The organism is Francisella marina (assembly GCF_008369785.1).
Taxonomy (GTDB): Bacteria; Pseudomonadota; Gammaproteobacteria; order Francisellales; family Francisellaceae; genus Francisella; species Francisella salimarina.
The window spans coordinates 970,994-990,306 of record NZ_CP043552.1 but is presented as its reverse complement, the minus strand read 5'-3'; the positions used below and the strand labels follow the sequence as shown (position 1 = coordinate 990,306).

Here is a 19,313-nt window from a genome sequence, read left to right as displayed (position 1 = left end):
ATCATCTGCAAATTTATAGGCGAAATGATTTTTGGATATTGGATAAGTTATTTTTGTTGAGAATATAATCTTAAAGTAAATATTTATAAATAGGAGTTTATATTTTATAATGTAGTCAAAATTACGGATTTATAAAAGTTTCAATAATTACATGAAAGAAATATCTAGTATAAAAGTGAAAGTTGAGAGTGGTACAAAATATACTACAGACCATGGTTTCCACGCTGTCAAAGATGGTATTAGAAACAAAAAAGAAAATTCTGTACATATACGCAAACCAGAATGGTTAAAGGTAAAGAAGCAAGATTCGAAAGAGTATTTGAAAGTTAAGTCTATAACCAAAAAACATAAATTAGCAACTGTTTGTGAAGAAGCAAAGTGTCCAAATATTAATGAGTGTTGGTCTCATGGAACAGCTACAATTATGCTAATGGGAGCAGTGTGTACCAGAGCATGTAAGTTTTGTTCTGTTGATACGGGTAACCCAAAAGGTTGGCTAGATAAAGAAGAGCCTCAGAATACAGCAGAAAGTGTTAAACTTATGAATCTAGAGTATGTTGTATTAACATCCGTGGATCGTGATGATTTAGTGGATGGTGGAGCTGGACATTATGCTGATACAATAACAGCTATCAAGAAATTAGATGAGAATATAAAAGTTGAGGCTTTGACTCCTGATTTTGCGGGAGTTAAACAGAATGTTGATAAAATCATTGATACAAAAGTTGATGTAATAGCTCAAAATATAGAGACTGTAGAACGTTTGACGCATCCTGTACGTGATCCTAGAGCTGGATATTGGCAAACACTAGAGTTTTTGAGATATGTCAAAGAAAAAGCACCTAGTGTACTAACTAAAACTAGTATTATGGTTGGTCTTGGTGAAACCGATGAAGAAATTTATAAGACAATGGATGATGCTCGAAGTGTTGGAGTGGATATAATAACTCTTGGTCAGTATATGCAGCCGACAAAGCATCATCTAAGTGTGGAGAGGTTTGTAACTCCTCAGCAGTTTGAAGAATATCGTAAAATTGGTCTTGAAAAAGGATTTTTAGAAGTTGCCTCTGGCCCAATGGTTAGATCAAGTTATAGAGCTGATAGAGTTTTCAAAAGAAATAATCTAGATTTGTAAATAAAAACGTAAAGGTGAGTTTAAAATGTCAAAAATAGCGGTAGTGTTATCTGGTTGTGGCTATCTAGATGGTTCAGAGATACAAGAAACTGTTTTAACTATATTAGCTTTAGAAAAACAAGGTGTAGAGTGGCAGGGAGTTGCTCTTAATAAAAATCAAAAGCATGTTATTAATCATTTGCATCAAAATGTAGATAATAAGGCCTCTCCGCGTAATATTTTAGAAGAGTCAGCACGAATTACTAGAGGCAATGTTATTGATATTGCAGATGCAGATAGTGATGAGTATGATGCAGTAATTTTCCCAGGTGGTTTTGGAGCTGCTAAAAATATTATGGATTTTGCATTTGTGGGTGATGAAAGCTATCAGATGGATGAAGATGTATTAACCTTTGCAAGAGCATTTTATCTAGCTGATAAGCCAGCAGGTTATATCTGTATTGCTCCTTTGATGATACCTTTAGTTTATCCAGAAGGTACAAAAGCAACCGTAGGAACAGATGATAATACATCAGCAATCTTAGAGAAAAAAGGTGCAGAAGCTGTTATTATGGATGCAACAGATATATGTGTTGATGAGTCTGTAAAAGTTGTATCAACTCCAGCGTATATGTGTGCTAAAAATATTTTAGAAGCATCTCAAGGTATTGATAAATTAGTAGAAAAAGTGGTTAGTTATATATAAATTAAAATAGGTGTAAAAATGGCAGGTCATAGTAAATGGGCTAATATTAAGCATAAAAAAGCTAAAGAAGATGCTAAAAGAGGAAAAATTTTCACAAAGCTTATCCGAGAAATAACTGTTGCTGCAAGATTAGGTGGGGGCGATAAAGATGCTAATCCACGTTTGAGAGCGGCTATAGCAACAGCTTTTGCAAATAATATGAGTAAAGACACTGTTGAAAGAGCTATACTGAAGGGAGCTGGTGGAGATGATGGCGCTAATGTTGAAGAAGTGCGCTATGAAGGCTACGGACCTGGTGGAGTTGCTATAATAGTAGACTGTATGACTGATAATCGTAATCGTACAGTTGGTGAGGTTCGTCATGCGTTTACAAAAAGTGGTGGTAATTTAGGCACTGATGGTTCAGTTGCGTATATGTTTACAAAAAAGGGTATTATCTCTTTTGCTCCAGGAGTTGACGAAGATGCTCTTATGGAAGTGGCCCTTGAAGCTGGTGCAGAAGATATTATTACTCATGAAGATGGAAGTATTGATGTTTTTACAGCACCTAATGACTTCTCAGATGTGCAAGAAGCATTGGTAGAAAAAGGATTTGAATCTGAAAGTGCTGAAGTAACTTTTGATGCTGAAACAAAGGCTGATATGGAAATTGAAGTGGCTGAGAAAGTTATCAATCTAATTGATAAGTTAGAAGATCTTGATGATGTGCAGAATGTATACTCTAATGCCAATTTCACTCAAGAGATTATGGAGCAATTAGGCTAAATATTCTACGGTAATACATTATGGTTTTTATTCTAAAATATTATACATAATTTATAAAAGCTTCTATCTATTGAGAATTATCTATAATAAAATCCTTCTAAGTATGTGTAACAAAAATCTATAAATGGTAATCCTAGGAATAGATCCTGGTTCAAGAATAACAGGCTTTGGAGTTATAAAGATACAAGATAACAAAGTATACTATGTGGCAAGTGGCTGCATTCGTATTACGGAAACCGGTACTGCTAAAAGGCTCAAACAAATCGCCGATGGTATCACAGAAGTTATAAATATTTATGCTCCAGATGAATCTGCTATTGAGCAGATATTCATGTTTCAAAATCCTGGTGCAGCACTTAAGCTTGGACAAGCTCGAGGTGTAGCAATGTGTACTCTTGCTATTAATAATCTTGAAGTATCAGAATACTCAGCTAAGCAAGTTAAACAAGCCGTAGTTGGAACAGGTGGCGCAGCTAAGTCTCAAGTCCAACACATGATACAGTCAATATTAGGCTTAAGTAAAAAACCACAAGAAGATGCAGCAGATGCTTTAGCTATAGCAATATGTCACTATCATAGTAGTAAATCGCTAGCTAGAATCGCTGGAGCTAGTCGAGTTGTACATAAAAGAATCAAATAGTATAAAAAATAGTTGACCCTAACCTTTGGTAATACCTTAATATTCCTCCAACATATCAAAAAGAAAAAGGTTTTTTATGCATTGGTATACAAAAGAAATTAGCAAATTGACAAATGTATCTGTCAAAACTTTACATCATTATGATAGCTTAGGCTTGATAGTTCCTGTACGTAATATAAATGGTTATAGGATTTATACTGAAAAAACTTCAAAACATAATAGTTCTAAAGTCATTTGGTTTTAATTTGAAGCAAATAAAACAGATTTTAGATAAGAAGTTAGATATTAAAGAGAGTTTTTTACTGCAATTAAATACCTTGAAAAAGCAAAAAGATCAGCTTGAAGAGTTAATAACTATACTTTCTAAATTTACAGAGCAAGATGATTTTAAACCTTTTGATATAAGTAATATATTTAATATGATTAAGGAGTCTAATATGTTAGAGGTTTATGAAAACTCTCTTGAAGAGGTTTTAAATGATTTAGAAAAACAACAATATAATCAGTTAAAGCAAGAGAAAAAAATAACGGAAGAGGTTTTCAACAAAAGATGGAAAACTCTTTGCGAAGAAATTAGTCTAAATTTAGATGAAGATCCTTTTGGTGAGTATGGTATTAAGATGGGTGAGAAAATTCATGCAGCTGTTTATAATCTTTATGGTAGGAGGTATGCGGGCTTAAAACATACTGTATGGAATAAAGGTTTTATGACTGGGAAACTTGAAAGCAGTATAGTTACTGAGAAAGTCATTAATTGGATAGATAAAGCTATGCAAGCTTACTTTTCAGTTAGATTAAGAAGCATATTTACTGGTCTGGAGACTAAACAAGATAGTCTTGTAGCAGAGCAGTTTGGACAGCTATTAGATGAAATGTTTGGCAATGAAGATAGTTTAAAACTAAACTTTTTTGAACAAATGTTTAATCATAAGGAAGTACCTGAAAAAAACAAAAAATGGGTCAAGCAAAATCAAAAGATCTTTTTATAGCTAATAGATTGATAAAATATTTGTTTATATAGTCTTCAGTGCTTATAATGGCGTTATTAAGATGATAATCAGTTTTATAAAATGAATTCAAAATACTATTTTAGAGCTTGTACAGTTTGGCTTATTGGTGCAACATTTTTCTTTTATGAGTTTTTCCTAAGAGTATTACCAAATTCATTACATCAGGAGATTATTGATAGTTTTCAAGCAACAGCATTCAGTTTTTCATTGTTTGGTGGTGCTTTTTATCTTTGTTATTCTGCCTTGCAAGTTCCAGTAGGATTTATATTTGATAAATATGGTATAAAAAAATCATTATTCTTTGCTACTATTGCATGTGCTTTAGGTGCTTTATTATTTTCTCTTACATCTAGTATATATGTTGCAATCTTTGCTAGATGTTTAATGGGTGTTGGTGCTGCGTTTGGTTTCTTAGGATTGTTGATAATTTCAACACAATGGTTCCCTGTTAGATATATGGGAATTCTGTCAGGCTCTACTCAGATACTTGGAACTCTTGGTCCAATTTTAGCTGGTGGGCCATTATTGTTTTTTGTTAGCTATTTAGATAGTTGGAGATTAGTAATATTAATATCTGCTATTATTGGAATTTTTTTGGCCGCTCTAATTTTAATTTTTGTCAAAGAGGGTGCTAAAGCTGCTGAAACTCTAAGTAAACAAGAAGTAAATAGCGAAATTAAAGGTAATCTTTTAAATAAGAATCTAATTACTATATACGTCTATGCTTTCTTTATTTACTGTTCCATACCTACTTTAGGAGCTATATGGGGAGTAAGTTTGCTAGAAACTAAAGGTTTTACTGCAACTCAGGCATCATATTCTGTTGCTTTTTTATGGTTAGGATTGGGTATTGGTAGTCCATTTTTTGGGTTTTTATATGACAAGTTTAAAAATAGAATTAATATGTTGTTCGTGGTATCTCTACTAGGATTTGTCTGTGTTTGTGTATTATTGTTTGTACAGTTAAATCACCTAATGAGCATGATAGTATTATTTTTGATAGGATGTGCAGCAGCAGGTCAGACGTTATCTTTTACAGTAATTGCTAATTATAGAGCAGAGAAACCAAAGTCGATATTTTTTGGTATAAACAATACAGCTGTTATGCTTTCAGGATTTGTTGTTCCTTTAGTCGTTGGAGTTTTGGTGAATAGTTTTGATTTAGATATTTCTGTTGCTCTTATGACCCTACCAATTGCATTCTTAGTTGCACTTATGGTTAGTTTGAAGTTAAATACAATTCAAAAGTGCTAAGGAACTGGTAATGATTAGTTTTATTAAAGGGACTTTAATCGAAAAAGATCCAACAGCTTTACTTATAGACGTAAATGGTCTTGGTTATGAGGTTTTTGTACCAATGACTACGTTTTATTCTTTAGGAGAGCTGAATAGTCAAATTAGTCTTTATACTCATTTTGTAGTTCGCGAGGATGCTCAACAGTTATATGGTTTTAAATCAAAAGTTGATAAAAAAGTTTTTCAAGAGCTAATAAAAGTAAGTGGTATAGGTGCTAGAACCGCTATTGCAATATTATCTGGTATGGATTCTACGACACTTCTACATTGTATTGAAAATAAAGATTATGGATTATTAGCTACTGTACCTGGTATTGGTAAAAAAACCGCAGAACGTCTAGTTGTTGAGATTTATGATAAGCTATTGAAAATGGCAAATGAAATTTATAGTCAATCATCTGATACATCTACAAATTCGAATACAAGTAGTGCTCAACAGAGCCAAACGCCAGCAGCTATTTCAAACTCAATTTTTGGTGAATCAGTAGATGCTCTTTTAGCTCTTGGTTATAAACAAAAAGACGCAGAGAAAATGATTCGTGGTACTATTGGAGAATCAACAACAGCTGCTGAGGCAATTCGTAAGGCTCTTCAAGGGTCTATAAGATCAAAAAATAAATAATCTAAGGAATCTTAAATGATATTAGCTATAGCATTGATAGTGCTATTAGTCATCTGTGGCATAGTGCTTTTTTTTAATCTTAATAAAAAATCTAAAGAAGCAAAGCATATTCGTGCTCAATTTGATGATTACAAAAATTTAGTACAGCAAGAATTGTTGTCTTTGCGTAGCAAAGAATTAACTCTTGATACACTTTTAGATCAAGAAAAGCAAAAGAATTTAGAGTTAAAGCAAGATAATACTCTACGTATAGATGAGCTTAAGCAGGAGCTCAAAGAAGAGAGAGAAAAATCTTATAGTTATATCGAAGAAATAAAAAACTACAAATCTCAAGTATCAATGCTTGAAACTCAGCTTAAAGAACAGAATAATGCGATGCAAGATAAATTAGAGCTTCTACAAAATAGTGAGACTAAGTTAAAAACTGAGTTTGAAAACTTAGCTACTAAAATCTTTGAAGATAATTCAAAAAAGCTTAGTGAGCGTAATCAAGAAAGCTTAAGTAGTGTTTTAAATCCTGTACGCGAGCAACTTAAAGATTTTAAGCAAAAAGTGGAAGATGTCTATGATAAGGAATCTACAGCTAGAGGGGCTCTACAAAATGAGTTGAAAACTCTTAAAGAGTTAAACCAAAAAATGACTGCTGAAGCTCATAATCTAACAAATGCTCTTAGAAGTAGTACAAAACAACAAGGTATCTGGGGTGAGATGATACTTGAGAATGTTCTTGAAAAGTCTGGACTAAGAGAAGGCTTTGAATACTTCAGAGAAAAACATACTACTGATGATGAGGGCAAAGCATATCGTCCTGATGTGGTTGTCAAATTGCCTGATAATAGAGATATTATTATAGATGCCAAGACTTCGTTATTTGCGTACAATGATTATATGGCTGCAGATGATGAGCAAAAACAAACTCATTTAAAAGCCCATATTCGCTCTATTAGAGAGCATATTAGAGGTCTTTCTAATAAAAATTACGAAAATTTAAAAGGTATAAATTCATTAGATTTTATATTTATGTTTATACCTGTAGAAGGAGCTTTGCTATTAGCATTAGATAACGATACTAATCTTTATGATGAAGCATTTAAACAAAAGATCATCTTAGTTAGTCCTACAACTTTATTAGTAGCATTACGAGCTGTTGAAAATACTTGGCGTTATGAGAAGCAAGCTCAAAGCATTACAGACATTTATAGTAGAGCGGAAGAGTTGTATAAGAAGTTTGTAGGTTTTGTTGAAGATTTAGAAAAGGTTGGTAAATCTATAAATGATGCTAATAAATCTTATGAGAATGCTTTTAATAAGTTAAAAACTGGTCGAGGAAATTTAATTGGTCAAGTTGAAAAGCTAAAAGTAATATCTAACATAAAGCCTAAAAAAGAGCTTGATAATAATTTAGTTGAAAATGCTATGGGTGATGGTGAGTAGGGAAAATGAAGATTTTTAAAGAATATTTTTTTATAAAGTCTTTTTGGCAGTATCTTGGTCAGTCACAAGACAAGAATTATCGTATTTTACATATTGTAGTAGGTATTGCTGTTTTATTTCAGATTATAAATAGTAATTTTGTGCATACTAAATATGGACTCAATTCATGGGCATATATTCATATGCTTAGTGGGCTAGGGTTAGCTGTGTTAAGCGTACTATTACTTATTATGTCATTAGACAAAAGAGGTATGAGATACTATTTTCCCTATTTGTATGGTGATTTCTCAGCGCTTAAAGAAGATCTACTAGAGTTAAGAAAGTTTAAATTACCTAATGCTCGTAGTGGTAGTCTTGCTGCCATAGTCCAAGGTTTAGGTTTATTAGCTTTAACTCTGGCATGGGTTACAGGATTTTTTTGGTTCACAGCTTGGAACTATCAGTCAGCATATATTGATAGTTTAAAAGCTATTCATAAAACACTAGTTGATCCTGTTGAGATATATATCTATGCTCATGCTCTAATGGGTATTTTGCACTACATTTTACAAAGATACTTTCCAGATAGAATTAGTGGAGTTAAATAATATTAAGAAATTTTTTTTGATAAAGGCTTCAGAAAATCATCAATAGTGCAATGATTTTCGATAGGATGGCGAAGGTTTTTGTCTTTATTGATACTGTAATGGTTATTTCTGCCAACTTTTTTTACTTTTAAATAGGCTGTCTCGGTTAGGTCACTTAGAATATTTAGGACTGCTCTTTCAGTGATCCCAACCTTGATAGCCATATCTCTAATAGTTATGTTTGGGTTACTATTAATGAGACATAACACGTGTGAATGGTTAGTCAGAAAAGTCCAACTTTGTTGTTTCTTAGTAGCCATTATCTATACTTTAGATTATCAATTAGTTAATTATACTGGAGAATATGGCAAAGATGAATGGTGAAGCACAATTTGCAACTCCCCATTAGCATTTGGTTTGAAGCCCATGGTGTAATTAGCTATTACCTTTGTGCCATCAGTTTGAGTTAGGTGTTTATTACCCATGACTATACCTATATTATCTTCAACAATATAGCCAGTATTTTCAAACTGTAAGTCAGCCCATGGACCAATAGCAAAACCATTATCTTCTGGGTATTTATCATTACCAGCCACAAAATAAGATACTGCACCATCTAAGTCACCTCTAAACATTTGTTTAGAAGCAAGAGTGGGCTTAAAAAGAACGTCACTATTATCATAAGCATACATATTTTTGATAAAGTTGTGAGCTAGTTTCTTATAGTCTCCTCCTTCTCTATAAGTCCTAGAAATCTTTAGAAGTCCATCTTTCCATTTAGCTAGTGCGTTATCTATATCTAAACTAGTCATATTTTTCTCCTCTCTCTAAATATGAAATTAAATATATGTATTATATTTCGTGTATTATAATTCATAATATTTATTTGTAAATACAAAATTTAAAAAAAATTATTTTTTAGTATGTGCTTTGTAATTATTTAATTGATTTTCTAAGGCTATATATTAAAAATTAGATTATCTATACTTTTAAGAAAAGTTAATTATTCCAGTGTAATTTATCCACTGTTTCAAGTATTATATAGGTAATTATTTTTACTATTTTATGATATGCACAACCATCCTTCTATACTTGTTTTTGTTCTAGTAATGCTTGGAATTTTGATAGTAACAATTACTTTGAAAAAATTAAAGCAGCCGTATGTGGTAGCATATCTACTAACAGGAATTTTGCTAGGACCATACGGTTTAGAACTAATTCAAGATCAAGAAAATCTTGCTCAACTTGGTGAAATTGGTGTAATACTATTGTTATTCTTTGCGGGTATGGAAGTTTCTCCTAGAAAATTTGCTGAAAATTGGAAAGTTCCAACTATAGGTACAATACTTCAGATAGTAATAACCAGTTTCATTGTGTCTATTGTAGGTATGGTTTTAGAGTGGAGCTTGGCAAAGATATTATTATTTGGTGCTGTGATTAGTTTAAGTAGTACAGCAGTTGTTCTTAAACTACTTAATGATAGTGGCAGCATGAAAACTCGTTTGGGACAAAATGTACTTGGAGTGTTGCTTATTCAAGATTTAGCAGTTGTTCCAATGTTGATAATATTGAGAACAATTGGTGGGGAAGAACCGTCTATCAGTCAGATATTAATACAAATTTTAGGTGGTGTATTTGTTATATCAATAGCCACCTTTATGGCGATTAAAAAGAATCTAAAAATACCATTTATTAGTGTTCTGGGTAAAGATGAAGAAATGCGAGTTTTTGCCGCTTTAGTTATTTGCTTTGGGATGGCTGCATTTACCGAATCTTTAGCATTATCTTCCGCTTTAGGAGCATTTATTGGTGGGATGATTGTGTCAACTGTTGAAGAAACAGAATGGGTAGGCCACAGTTTATCAACAGTTAAAACAATTTTTATGGCATTGTTTTTTATATCTATTGGTATGCTTATTGATTTGAATTTATTTTGGAATCATATTGAACTTTTTATTTCTCTTCTTTTGATAACATATATGCTCAATACTACAATAAATGCCCTGATTTTTAAGGCCCTTAGACAAAGGCTTGATGAGGCTTTAATTGGTGGTGCAATGTTATCACAGATTGGAGAGTTTAGTTTTGTACTTATTTCTATGGGTTATGTTTCTGGAATTCTGACAAATTCGCTTTATCAGTATTGTATTACTCTTATATCTTTATCGCTACTATTTAGTCCATTATGGATTAGTGGAGTTAATTTGTTTATTAATAAGACTATTAAAAAGAAGTGTTAAGTTTGATTATTTTTACTAATTCGTTTAGATATAGTTGTTCTATTTCTTTTTTATCGTCCGAGAAACAGTAGAAATAAGCTTGTATATTTAGGGTATCTGTTTTGTCTGATAGAGTTTTAATCTCAATATATGGTGCGAAATCATTAATGCCATATTGCCTAAGTTTATGCTTAGTGACTAAATTACTTTGAGTAAAAGTTTCGTTAAACAAATACTTCTCAGAAATTATTGCTCGGATAGTTAAGTCTAGAGAATCTCTAATTTTTAAAATATCACTATCAGTACTTATCAAAAAAGGAATTTTATTTAAGGAAATATTCTCTTCACTGGTAAAAGTAGATATAACATTTGTTATAATTATTGAATTAGGGAATTTTAATAGTTTTCCGGTAGTTTTTTTATCTCCATGTTCGACTGTCTCATACATTCTGAAATAAAATAGTTTTATTTCAGTAACACAGCCATGATACCCCATGATTTGTATATAGTCGCCCTCAGAAAATAGGCTTCTCCAGTTAATAATTATCCAACCTACTAGATTCATAACAGTTTCTTTATTAACGATTATAAGACCAGCAGCTACTAAGCTTAACATTGTAAGTAAATTAGTGATTCCACCAAGCCATATTTTTATTATTATAAGAGAAAAAATAATTATGCTTATGTATATTGTACGAGATTTTAGCTTACTAATTTGTTTTTCAGAGGTCTTACGTTTTTTCAATATGTGAAATACTACTGTAGCAATTATAGTTATAAAGATAGCCATAATTGCTGTATCTATAGTGTTCAAAAAAAGCTCATTGTTTAAGGTCATGTTACTAAATTGGTATTTGTATTTTATGTAACAGTATATTATTAATTTTATGGATTTTAAATTTGTATATCTTAATGGCGTAAAAAACTGTATTAATAAGCTTTACAAGTAACATAAAAGTTTTGATATTTAATCGCAAAACAGAGCTTTTTTCTATATCCTATAAGTTATGGTTAAATAATAATATCTATTGGCTAATGAAGACTCATAAATATAGTCTACTAGTGGGGTGGGGGATTTGGATTGTTGCGGCGATTTTCTATGGATTAGACTATTTTCAGCATACTGCACCAAGTGTTTTAATCAAACCAATATCTATTGGAATGGGAGTGGGTATAGAAGATATTGCTTATGTGATGAGTATATATTTTCCTATTTATGCAATATCTCAAGTTCCTGCAGGTATTCTATTAGACCGGTTTGGTTCTAGGATAATGTTATCAATATCTTGTTTAGTTATGAGTCTGGGGATTCTATTATTTGTATATGATCCAAATCTAAGCACAATGCTAATAGGTAGAGTTCTTATTGCGATAGGATCTGCAGTAGCCTTTATAGGTACATTAAAAGTAGCTGCTGATGTTTTGCCAGAGAGGGTGTTTCCTATTGCTGTTGGTCTAACTAATACAATCGGGGTACTAGGTGGTATATTTGGTCAAGTATTATTAAATCATTTAGTGATCCTTCATGGTTGGCAATCAGCTTTAGCCTTAATAGGCTATTTTGGTATTTTTTGGAGCATAATAATTATTGTATTCTTAAAATCATCAATAAACATTGAAAATTCAACTAAGAATTTTAAGTATTTAAGTTTCACACAAAGCTTAAAATTGCTTCTAAACAAGAAACTGTGGTTATTAGCAATTTATGCAGGATTAATGGTTGGTATTGTTGTTAATTCGTTTTCAGAGCTGTATGATGTTTTATTTTTAGAGCAAGCCTATAATCTATCACAGCACACAGCAGCACAAATAAGTGTAATGATGTTCGTAGGTATAGCAGTTGGTGGGCCATCGCATGGTTTTATTGCTAGTCTATTTGGTGAAAAGAGAATATGGATGTTAATTTGTAATTTAATTACTTTATTAGCATTTTCGTCTGTAATTATATTTGCAAGTTCCATTACAGTTAGCTACCTATATATTATATTCTTTATAATAGGATTCTCGGTTTCTAGTATGCTTTTAGCTTTTTCGGTAGTGGAAGAAATATTTCCCGCACAGATTAAAGCAACAGCTCTAGCTATTGTTAATATGGTCATAGGGTTATGCGGAGCAATATTTCAATACTTAATTAGTTATATTAGTGTATATCTTAATGGAGGACCGTTAACTGGACAGGTAGATATAAATGTTTTTGATAGGGCGTTTTTATATCTTATTGTACCTTTATTTATAAGTACTTTAATAATATTCTCATTGGTTATAGAAAAATATAGAATGCGAGAGATTAGTTTAGATAAGCTAAGCAAGTTTTAAAAATATCTTATTTCATGTCTACAAATATTACTTCTTTCTTAGAGCGACAGAATGTTTCTTTAATAAAAAATATACTTATTAAAATACCTAAGGCAGTAAATACCAACAGTAAACTTAAACTAGTCTGGTAGCTAACTACAGATGGGTTTTTTCCTTGATTAGAAAATAAGTCAAAGACTTCACTAATAATAGGCGAACCAACTCCTACTGATAGCATGATAAGAAAGTTATTAACTCCCAATGCTGCCGCTCTACATCCAGAACTAGATTGTTCAGCAATAATTGCGAATCCTATACTCTGCCCACTCGCCCCTAAGCCTAAGCAGATAAATGATAAATATAATATTGTTTGATTTATTGGGAAGAAAATAATTGTAGCTAACGAAACAAAAGTCAAGCAGATAGCAAAAATCATAACGGGCTTTCTTCTTTTTATACGATCAGATATTGCACCAAGACTAGGACAGCCAATACCATAGCCTAACCATGCTAAGGTGATCAAATAAGAACTAAATTTAGCATCAAAGCCATTTAAAGATAAAAAGCTTTTTGTAGCATTTTCAGAAAGATATTCTATAGCTAAGTATGTAGTAGCTGAAAAAATAGCAATTAACCAAATTTGTTTATTGGAGAATATACTTTGAATCTCTTTCATCACAGATGTTGGAGTATTTAGAATAATAAATCTATTTTTACTAGAGTCGCCAGATTGATCATTATTTTTTACTAAAACTATGGTTACTCCAGCTAAAATAATTCCTATTATTGCTAGAGCAATAAATACATAACGCCAGTCTACACCTCCAGCTTGTGACAAAGACTCTAGCGGGCCTGCTGCGATCATTGGACCTAGTACTCCGATAAATTGAGAAAGACCTATAAACAAACCAATATGTTTATGTGGAAGCCAATCATATACAGCAATTAATAAACAAAGAAAGCCAAAAGATGCTCCAAAACCTATCATAATCCTATAAATTAAAGCAGCTGCAAAGCTACTTGATAAAGCGAATAGCCCAACACCTAGAGCACATACTAATATTGCAAGAGTTAGAGCTTTTTTTAGCCCAAGCTTATCTGTGATAATACCTACGGGAATTTGCATGATTCCATATGTAAGCTGATAAGCCGTAGAACTAAGAATACTAAAAGTTAGTATGCTTAAGTCAAGGTCGGATATTATTTGATGTTCGAATGTACCTAGTATAGTTCTCAATAAGAACTCGTACATAAAAAATACAGCACAAGTAAGCCATATAGTGATTGCTAAAAAAGATAATTTATTATTCATCGCTAAAACTTTCTTTTGCTATTTCTTCCCAATCTTCTATTTTTGCTTCTGCTTTTTCATCATCTTGAAATGAAGAAACTTTAAATACTAAATCGCCTTCTTTAATCATAGGATAGTTGTTAATACCTAATATAATTCCATCGATAGGAGACTTTAAGCTAACACTATCATCATTGCCAAAAGGGTCTATTAGTTTACCAATCTTTTGATCTTCTTTAACTCTTGTGCCAAGTTCTATTTCCGTTCTTAAAATTCCTGGTTTATCAGATATCGTCCATTCGGTATCTTCTGAAACAAGAGGCTTAACTTGCTGGATAAAATCCTGGTCTTTTAGCAGATTAATTTTGCGCATTACATTTTGAATACCTGCTGTACCAACATTTATAGCCTCTTCACCAAATTTATTAGCTTCTCCAGCTTCATAGCATATAAACGGTATATCTAGATCTTGGTGGATTTTACGAATACTAGAACGATTCATATTTACAGCAGTAATAACCGGTGCTTGAAAGGCTCTAGCCATTTTGACAGACTCTTCATCTTCCGCATTAAAATATACTTGTGGCAGTATTTCATGATTTAATGCACCTGTCTTAATTTGTACAGAATAGTCAGTTTTTTTGATTATTTCTTGAGTTATTCTATATGCATAACGATGCATGTATGAACCAGATTCATCACCGGGGAAGGCTTGTTCGAGCGTTGGGTTGTGTTTGGCAGCATGTACTAGACCAAAGACATTTAACACTGGAATGGCTATTATTGTTCCGTGTAGCTCTTTAGGATTAGTTTTTTCTAGAACAGAGTTAATTATTTCGATACCATTAAACTCATCACCATTAACCATACCAAAAATTAGTATACAAGGACCTTCTTTAACGCCGTTAAGAATCTTAATTGGTAAATACATAGGTGCACATGAATATTGGCTAGGTAGTGGCATCGCCAAGGTAGCCATTTCTCCGGCTTGGAAAGTATTATCAAAGATTTTGAATTTCATAAAATAATGTAGATTAGAAATGTTAGATTTTAGTTGTACGGGTAGTATAACAAAGACACAATCTTAATTCAAAATAGAGCGTAGTATCTAATAAATAGCAAAATAATAGATAAAAACTCATTTTTAGGCTTTTTAAAATATTTAAAAAACATTAGAATTATGATGCGTTAGGTGTGTGAATTTTTTTAAAAGGTTGTTTAGGTATGTCTGAAGATTTGATGATATTTAGTGGTAATGCTTCTAAGAAGCTTGCTTGTGAGGTTGCAAAGGAGTTAGGGGCAACTCTTGGTAATGCTACTGTTGATAGATTTAAAGATGGAGAGATACATGTAGTATTGAATGAAAATGTCCGTGGTAAAGATGTTTTTGTTATTCAATCAACATGTCCTCCATCTGATAACCTGATGGAGCTAATACTTCTAATAGATGCTTTGAAAAGATCATCAGCGGAGAGAGTAACAGCTGTATTGCCATATTTTGGATATGCTAGACAAGATAGAAGATCTAAATCTGCAAGAGTACCAATATCTGCTAAGGTAGTGGCTAATCTTCTCCAAGCTGTTGGCTTAGATAGAATATTATCCGTTGATATTCATGCTGAACAAATTCAAGGTTTTTTTGATATTCCATTTGATAATGCCTTTGCGACAAAAATATTTCTAGAGTATGTGCGCAAGAATCCTGAAAAATACGAAAATATAAAAATAGTCTCACCTGATATGGGTGGGGTAGTGAGAGCTAGATCTGTAGCTAAGAATTTAGGTGTTGAAATTGCAGTTGTAGACAAAAGAAGACCTAAGCCAAATGTAGCAGAGGTCATGAATATAATTGGTGATGTTGAAGGTAAGCATTGTATATTAGTTGATGATATTATGGATACGGGTGGGACAATGTGTCAAGCTGCAAAAGCACTAGTTGAAAAGGGTGGCGCGGCTAAAGTTTCTGCCTTTTGTGTGCATCCTCTGTTATCTGGTGATGCTATCAAAAATATCGAAAATTCTGCTATTGAAGAACTTATAGTTACTGATTCAATTCCTCTCAAGCCTCATGCTGAATCATGCAATAAGATAAAGGTGATAACATTAGCTCCTTTACTTGCACAAATTGTAGAAAAAACTAATGGTGAAGAGTCTGTGAGCGATATCTTCAGAATAGATGGATTAGTTGATTAATATCTTGAATTTATTATTATAGCTGACTATAATAGCTCAGTTAATCTAGGGTCGCATAGATTAATATATTTGTTTAAACGAAAATAAAGGAATTTAACAATGGCAAATTTTGTTTTGAAAGCAGCTAAAAGAGAAGATTTAGGATCTGGTGCGAGCCGCCGTCTAAGAAGAGCGGGTAAAATCCCTGCTGTTATATATGGTGGTGACAAAGAAGCAGTATCTATAGTATTAGATCACGATAAAGTTTTACACTCTACAGAAGACAAAGCATTCTTCTCAAGTGAAATCACTTTAGAGATTGATGGTCAAGAAGAAAAAGTAATCATCAAAGCACTACAAAGACATCCATATAAAGTTAAGCTTGTTCACGCTGACTTCATGAGAGTATAATACTTCTCTCTACAAATCATTTCTGATTATATTTTTTTATTATCAAAGTTCTTATGTTAAAATAAGACTTCGCATTATCTTCATTATTATCTAATTAGATGAGTACTTACACAGTAATTATTATTTTATTTATTCTTATTGGTATTTCAGCTTTTTTTTCGAGCTCAGAAACAGCTATGATGGCTTTGAATAAATATAAGCTTAAACATTTGGCAAAAAAGAATCATCGAGCAGCTAAAAGAAGTCTGTCTTTAGTTCGTAATCCTGAGAGATTGCTAGTTGCGATACTTATTGGAAATACTTTTGCGAATATATTCGCTGGAACAGTTATCTCATCATATTCAGAAGATCATTTTGGTGACATTGGTTTATTGATAGCAACAATTGTTGTTACAGTTTTAGTTTTAGTTTTTGGTGAAATAATCCCAAAGTCTTTTGCAGCCGTATATCCACAAAGGTTAGCTTTTCCATTTTCATTACCTCTAAAAATAATAATGGTATTGCTATATCCTGCGGTAGTTTTTCTCAGTATGGTTTCAAAATTAACCTTAAAGCTTTTTGGTATAAAGATTGAGCCTGTAAATAATGAGTCTTTGGATAAGGAAGAAATACAGACTGTTGTAAATGAATCAAATGCAAAACTCGGTGTTAAAAATAAAAATATGCTTATAGGTGTCTTAGAGCTTGATAAAGTCTTGGTCCAAGAGGTTATGACTCACTTTAATAAAATAGAATATATAGATCTGAGCAATTCTATAGATAAGATTTTGGCTAGAATAGCAAAAATGAAATCGTTGAATATTATTTTATGTGAAAATGGAGTTAATAATGTTATTGGTGTCATAAAGCTTAAAGAAATAACTAATTTATTGATATCAACAAAGAGATCACAAATAACAAAAGCAAGTTTACGTAAAATTGCTCATCAAGCATATTTTATACCTGAGACTGTCTCTTTACAGACTCAGTTGGTTAATTTTCAATACAAGAGTAAACGGTTTGCTATTGTAGTTGATGAATACGGTGATGTTTGTGGTACTGTTACTATAGAAGATATTATGGAAGAAATTGTTGGAGAATTCTCTGATAGATTTGATATGAATAATAATATTCGCAAACTTGAGGAAAATAGTTATTTAATAGGTGGTAGCGCTACACTAAGAGAAATAAATCGCCATATAGGGATAGAGTTTGAAAGTGAAGATGCTAAAACTTTGTCAGGCCTTATAATAGAAGAAATTGAGAACTTACCACAAGGACCTTGTTGTATAAAATATAATAATATCTTACTTGAAATAACGAATATTAGAGATAACAAAATAGTTTCTATAAAATTAACTACCATTCTAGAAATATAAAATAGATTTTTGTTATTAAACGTTCATCCTATTCCAGTTTATATTCTGCATAAAAGGACTTGGCTGAGTAAAGCCAGTTTCTTCATAGTACTGACCTTGATATGTATATGGACTAGTTTCCATCTGTTCAACACTTTGCTGAAAGTAACCATGAATCAGATCATCTTTATCATAGTCTGGATTATAGTATGTTCCGCTAGGTTGATAATTTGGGTAGGTAAAAGAAGTATTACATCCAACTATACTAACGACTGATAGCCAAACTAAGCAGTTATTAATTATTTTTTTAGGCATTATATATTGATATTAGTTATACATTGAATCTAAAGTTTACAACATCGCCATCTTTCATGATATATTCTTTTCCTTCTAGACGAGCTTTGCCTGCTTCTTTTGCACCTTTCTCGCCATTATACTGAATATAATCATCATACGAGATGACTTCAGCCCTGATAAATCCTCTCTCAAAGTCAGTGTGAATTACGCCAGCGGCTTGAGGCGCTGTAGCACCTACAGGGATTGTCCAAGCTCGAACCTCTTTAACACCTGCAGTTAGGTATGTATGAAGATTTAAAAGAGCGTAACCAGCTTTAATTACTCTATCAAGACCAGTTTCAGTAAGCCCCATATCAGCTAAAAACTCAAGTTTTTCATCTGGCTCAAGCTGAGATATCTCTTGCTCCATAGCAGCGCAAACAGGAACCACATTTGAGTTCTCAGCTTGAGCATATTCTATAACTTTATCTAATAATGGATTATTTTCAAAGCCATCGTCATTGACATTAGCAATATATAATACAGGCTTGCTAGTCAATAGAGGAGTTTGCTTGAGCCATTTAGTCTCATCATCTGTTAGTTCAAATGTTCTGGCTGGTTTTTCTGATTCTAAATGTTCTTTTAGTTTTGTATAAAAATCTGCTTTAGCTAAAGCCTCTTTATCACCAGACTTTTTCATTTTAGCAAATCTTTGAATAGCTTTATCACAAGACTCGATATCAGCTAAAATAAGTTCCATATTAATAGTATTAATATCATCTATAGGATCAACTTTTCCACTTACATGGATAATGTTATCATCTTCAAAACATCTAACTACATGTGCTATAGCATCTGTTTCACGAATATTTGCTAAAAACTTATTTCCTAACCCTTCACCTTTGCTTGCACCTGCAACAAGACCAGCAATATCAACAAACTCCATAGTTGTAGGAAGTATTCTTTCTGGTTTGACAATTTTTGCCAACTCACTAAGTCTTTGATCAGGTACAGAAACAATACCTACATTTGGATCAATTGTACAAAAAGGATAGTTCTCTGCATCAATCCCAGCTTCTGTAAGAGCATTAAAAAGAGTTGATTTACCAACGTTAGGTAAACCGACAATACCACATTTAAATCCCATTATTTTATTCCT

The 19,313-nt window shown here is 32.2% G+C and carries 22 protein-coding genes; 15 read left to right on the top strand and 7 right to left on the bottom strand.

Annotation, left to right across the window (positions count from 1 at the left end):
• The first annotated feature begins 151 nt into the window (after positions 1 to 151).
• The 10 genes from lipA to F0R75_RS04900 all read left to right on the top strand — a co-directional run bounded on the left by lipA (position 152) and on the right by F0R75_RS04900 (position 8,174).
• Positions 152 to 1,135 carry a lipoyl synthase gene (lipA, locus tag F0R75_RS04945; RefSeq protein ID WP_149368118.1) on the top strand — a complete coding sequence of 328 codons (984 nt, stop codon included), beginning with the start codon at positions 152 to 154 and terminating at the stop codon, positions 1,133 to 1,135.
• Positions 1,136 to 1,160: 25 nt separating this feature from the next.
• Positions 1,161 to 1,820 (top strand): isoprenoid biosynthesis glyoxalase ElbB, encoded by a 660-nt coding sequence (elbB, locus tag F0R75_RS04940; RefSeq protein ID WP_149368119.1) that lies wholly within the window; start codon positions 1,161 to 1,163, stop codon positions 1,818 to 1,820.
• Positions 1,821 to 1,838: 18 nt separating this feature from the next.
• A complete protein-coding gene (locus tag F0R75_RS04935) occupies positions 1,839 to 2,585 on the top strand; it encodes a YebC/PmpR family DNA-binding transcriptional regulator (protein WP_146421227.1) in 747 nt (248 codons plus the stop codon).
• Positions 2,586 to 2,709: 124 nt separating this feature from the next.
• A complete protein-coding gene (ruvC, locus tag F0R75_RS04930) occupies positions 2,710 to 3,225 on the top strand; it encodes a crossover junction endodeoxyribonuclease RuvC (protein WP_013923314.1) in 516 nt (171 codons plus the stop codon).
• Positions 3,226 to 3,301: 76 nt separating this feature from the next.
• On the top strand, positions 3,302 to 3,469 hold the full coding sequence (locus F0R75_RS04925) for a MerR family DNA-binding transcriptional regulator (protein WP_149368120.1): 168 nt from the start codon (positions 3,302 to 3,304) through the stop codon (positions 3,467 to 3,469).
• A gap of 1 nt (position 3,470) precedes the next feature.
• Positions 3,471 to 4,214: a hypothetical protein gene (locus F0R75_RS04920; protein WP_149368121.1), complete on the top strand. Its 744-nt coding sequence runs from the start codon at positions 3,471 to 3,473 to the stop codon at positions 4,212 to 4,214.
• A gap of 81 nt (positions 4,215 to 4,295) precedes the next feature.
• Positions 4,296 to 5,489, top strand: a complete 1,194-nt coding sequence (locus F0R75_RS04915) for an MFS transporter (protein WP_149368122.1) — start codon at positions 4,296 to 4,298, stop codon at positions 5,487 to 5,489.
• A 10-nt stretch (positions 5,490 to 5,499) separates the two neighbouring features.
• Positions 5,500 to 6,153 carry a Holliday junction branch migration protein RuvA gene (gene ruvA / locus F0R75_RS04910; RefSeq protein WP_013923310.1) on the top strand — a complete coding sequence of 218 codons (654 nt, stop codon included), beginning with the start codon at positions 5,500 to 5,502 and terminating at the stop codon, positions 6,151 to 6,153.
• 15 nt (positions 6,154 to 6,168) lie between these two features.
• On the top strand, positions 6,169 to 7,587 hold the full coding sequence (locus F0R75_RS04905) for a DNA recombination protein RmuC (RefSeq protein WP_149368123.1): 1,419 nt from the start codon (positions 6,169 to 6,171) through the stop codon (positions 7,585 to 7,587).
• A 5-nt stretch (positions 7,588 to 7,592) separates the two neighbouring features.
• Positions 7,593 to 8,174 carry a cytochrome b/b6 domain-containing protein gene (locus F0R75_RS04900; RefSeq protein ID WP_149368124.1) on the top strand — a complete coding sequence of 194 codons (582 nt, stop codon included), beginning with the start codon at positions 7,593 to 7,595 and terminating at the stop codon, positions 8,172 to 8,174.
• A 2-nt stretch (positions 8,175 to 8,176) separates the two neighbouring features.
• Here F0R75_RS04900 and F0R75_RS04895 read toward each other — a convergent pair whose 3' ends face one another.
• A complete protein-coding gene (locus F0R75_RS04895) occupies positions 8,177 to 8,473 on the bottom strand; it encodes a helix-turn-helix transcriptional regulator (protein WP_041263787.1) in 297 nt (98 codons plus the stop codon).
• Between the two features lie 30 nt (positions 8,474 to 8,503).
• Complete coding sequence (locus F0R75_RS04890; protein WP_146421234.1) at positions 8,504 to 8,965, bottom strand: phosphoribosyl-AMP cyclohydrolase; 462 nt, start codon at positions 8,963 to 8,965, stop codon at positions 8,504 to 8,506.
• 258 nt (positions 8,966 to 9,223) lie between these two features.
• Here F0R75_RS04890 and F0R75_RS04885 point away from each other — a divergent pair, with 258 nt between their 5' ends.
• The gene (locus F0R75_RS04885) at positions 9,224 to 10,393 is read left to right on the top strand and encodes a cation:proton antiporter (protein ID WP_146421235.1); all 1,170 of its coding nucleotides are present in this window, start codon (positions 9,224 to 9,226) and stop codon (positions 10,391 to 10,393) included.
• On the opposite strand, the gene F0R75_RS04880 is transcribed toward F0R75_RS04885, so the two are convergent.
• Entirely contained in the window at positions 10,377 to 11,210 is an 834-nt protein-coding gene (locus F0R75_RS04880) for a mechanosensitive ion channel domain-containing protein (RefSeq protein WP_146421236.1), read from the bottom strand. The two genes, F0R75_RS04885 and F0R75_RS04880, sit on opposite strands and share 17 nt — an antisense overlap.
• 197 nt (positions 11,211 to 11,407) lie before the next feature.
• Between F0R75_RS04880 and F0R75_RS04875 the strand changes: the two genes are divergently transcribed.
• Positions 11,408 to 12,688, top strand: coding sequence for an MFS transporter (locus F0R75_RS04875; protein WP_146421237.1), 1,281 nt, complete (start codon positions 11,408 to 11,410; stop codon positions 12,686 to 12,688).
• 7 nt (positions 12,689 to 12,695) lie between these two features.
• Here F0R75_RS04875 and F0R75_RS04870 read toward each other — a convergent pair whose 3' ends face one another.
• Positions 12,696 to 13,979, bottom strand: coding sequence for an MFS transporter (locus F0R75_RS04870; protein WP_146421238.1), 1,284 nt, complete (start codon positions 13,977 to 13,979; stop codon positions 12,696 to 12,698).
• Positions 13,972 to 14,979, bottom strand: a complete 1,008-nt coding sequence (locus F0R75_RS04865) for a succinylglutamate desuccinylase/aspartoacylase family protein (RefSeq protein WP_013923302.1) — start codon at positions 14,977 to 14,979, stop codon at positions 13,972 to 13,974. The genes F0R75_RS04870 and F0R75_RS04865 overlap by 8 nt, the downstream gene beginning before the upstream one ends.
• 203 nt (positions 14,980 to 15,182) lie before the next feature.
• Here F0R75_RS04865 and F0R75_RS04860 point away from each other — a divergent pair, with 203 nt between their 5' ends.
• The 3 genes from F0R75_RS04860 (at position 15,183) to F0R75_RS04850 (ending at position 17,899) form a co-directional block, all read left to right on the top strand.
• Positions 15,183 to 16,151: a ribose-phosphate pyrophosphokinase gene (locus tag F0R75_RS04860; protein ID WP_149368125.1), complete on the top strand. Its 969-nt coding sequence runs from the start codon at positions 15,183 to 15,185 to the stop codon at positions 16,149 to 16,151.
• Positions 16,152 to 16,250: 99 nt separating this feature from the next.
• Positions 16,251 to 16,541 (top strand): 50S ribosomal protein L25, encoded by a 291-nt coding sequence (gene rplY / locus F0R75_RS04855; protein ID WP_013923300.1) that lies wholly within the window; start codon positions 16,251 to 16,253, stop codon positions 16,539 to 16,541.
• Positions 16,542 to 16,639: 98 nt separating this feature from the next.
• Entirely contained in the window at positions 16,640 to 17,899 is a 1,260-nt protein-coding gene (locus tag F0R75_RS04850) for an HlyC/CorC family transporter (RefSeq protein WP_149368126.1), read from the top strand.
• A 15-nt stretch (positions 17,900 to 17,914) separates the two neighbouring features.
• Here the strand turns inward: F0R75_RS04850 and F0R75_RS04845 are convergent, their stop codons facing one another.
• Together F0R75_RS04845 and ychF are read right to left on the bottom strand one after the other, a co-directional pair.
• A complete protein-coding gene (locus tag F0R75_RS04845; RefSeq protein WP_013923298.1) occupies positions 17,915 to 18,193 on the bottom strand; it encodes a hypothetical protein in 279 nt (92 codons plus the stop codon).
• A 16-nt stretch (positions 18,194 to 18,209) separates the two neighbouring features.
• On the bottom strand, positions 18,210 to 19,301 hold the full coding sequence (ychF, locus tag F0R75_RS04840) for a redox-regulated ATPase YchF (protein WP_149368127.1): 1,092 nt from the start codon (positions 19,299 to 19,301) through the stop codon (positions 18,210 to 18,212).
• Positions 19,302 to 19,313: the final 12 nt, after the last annotated feature.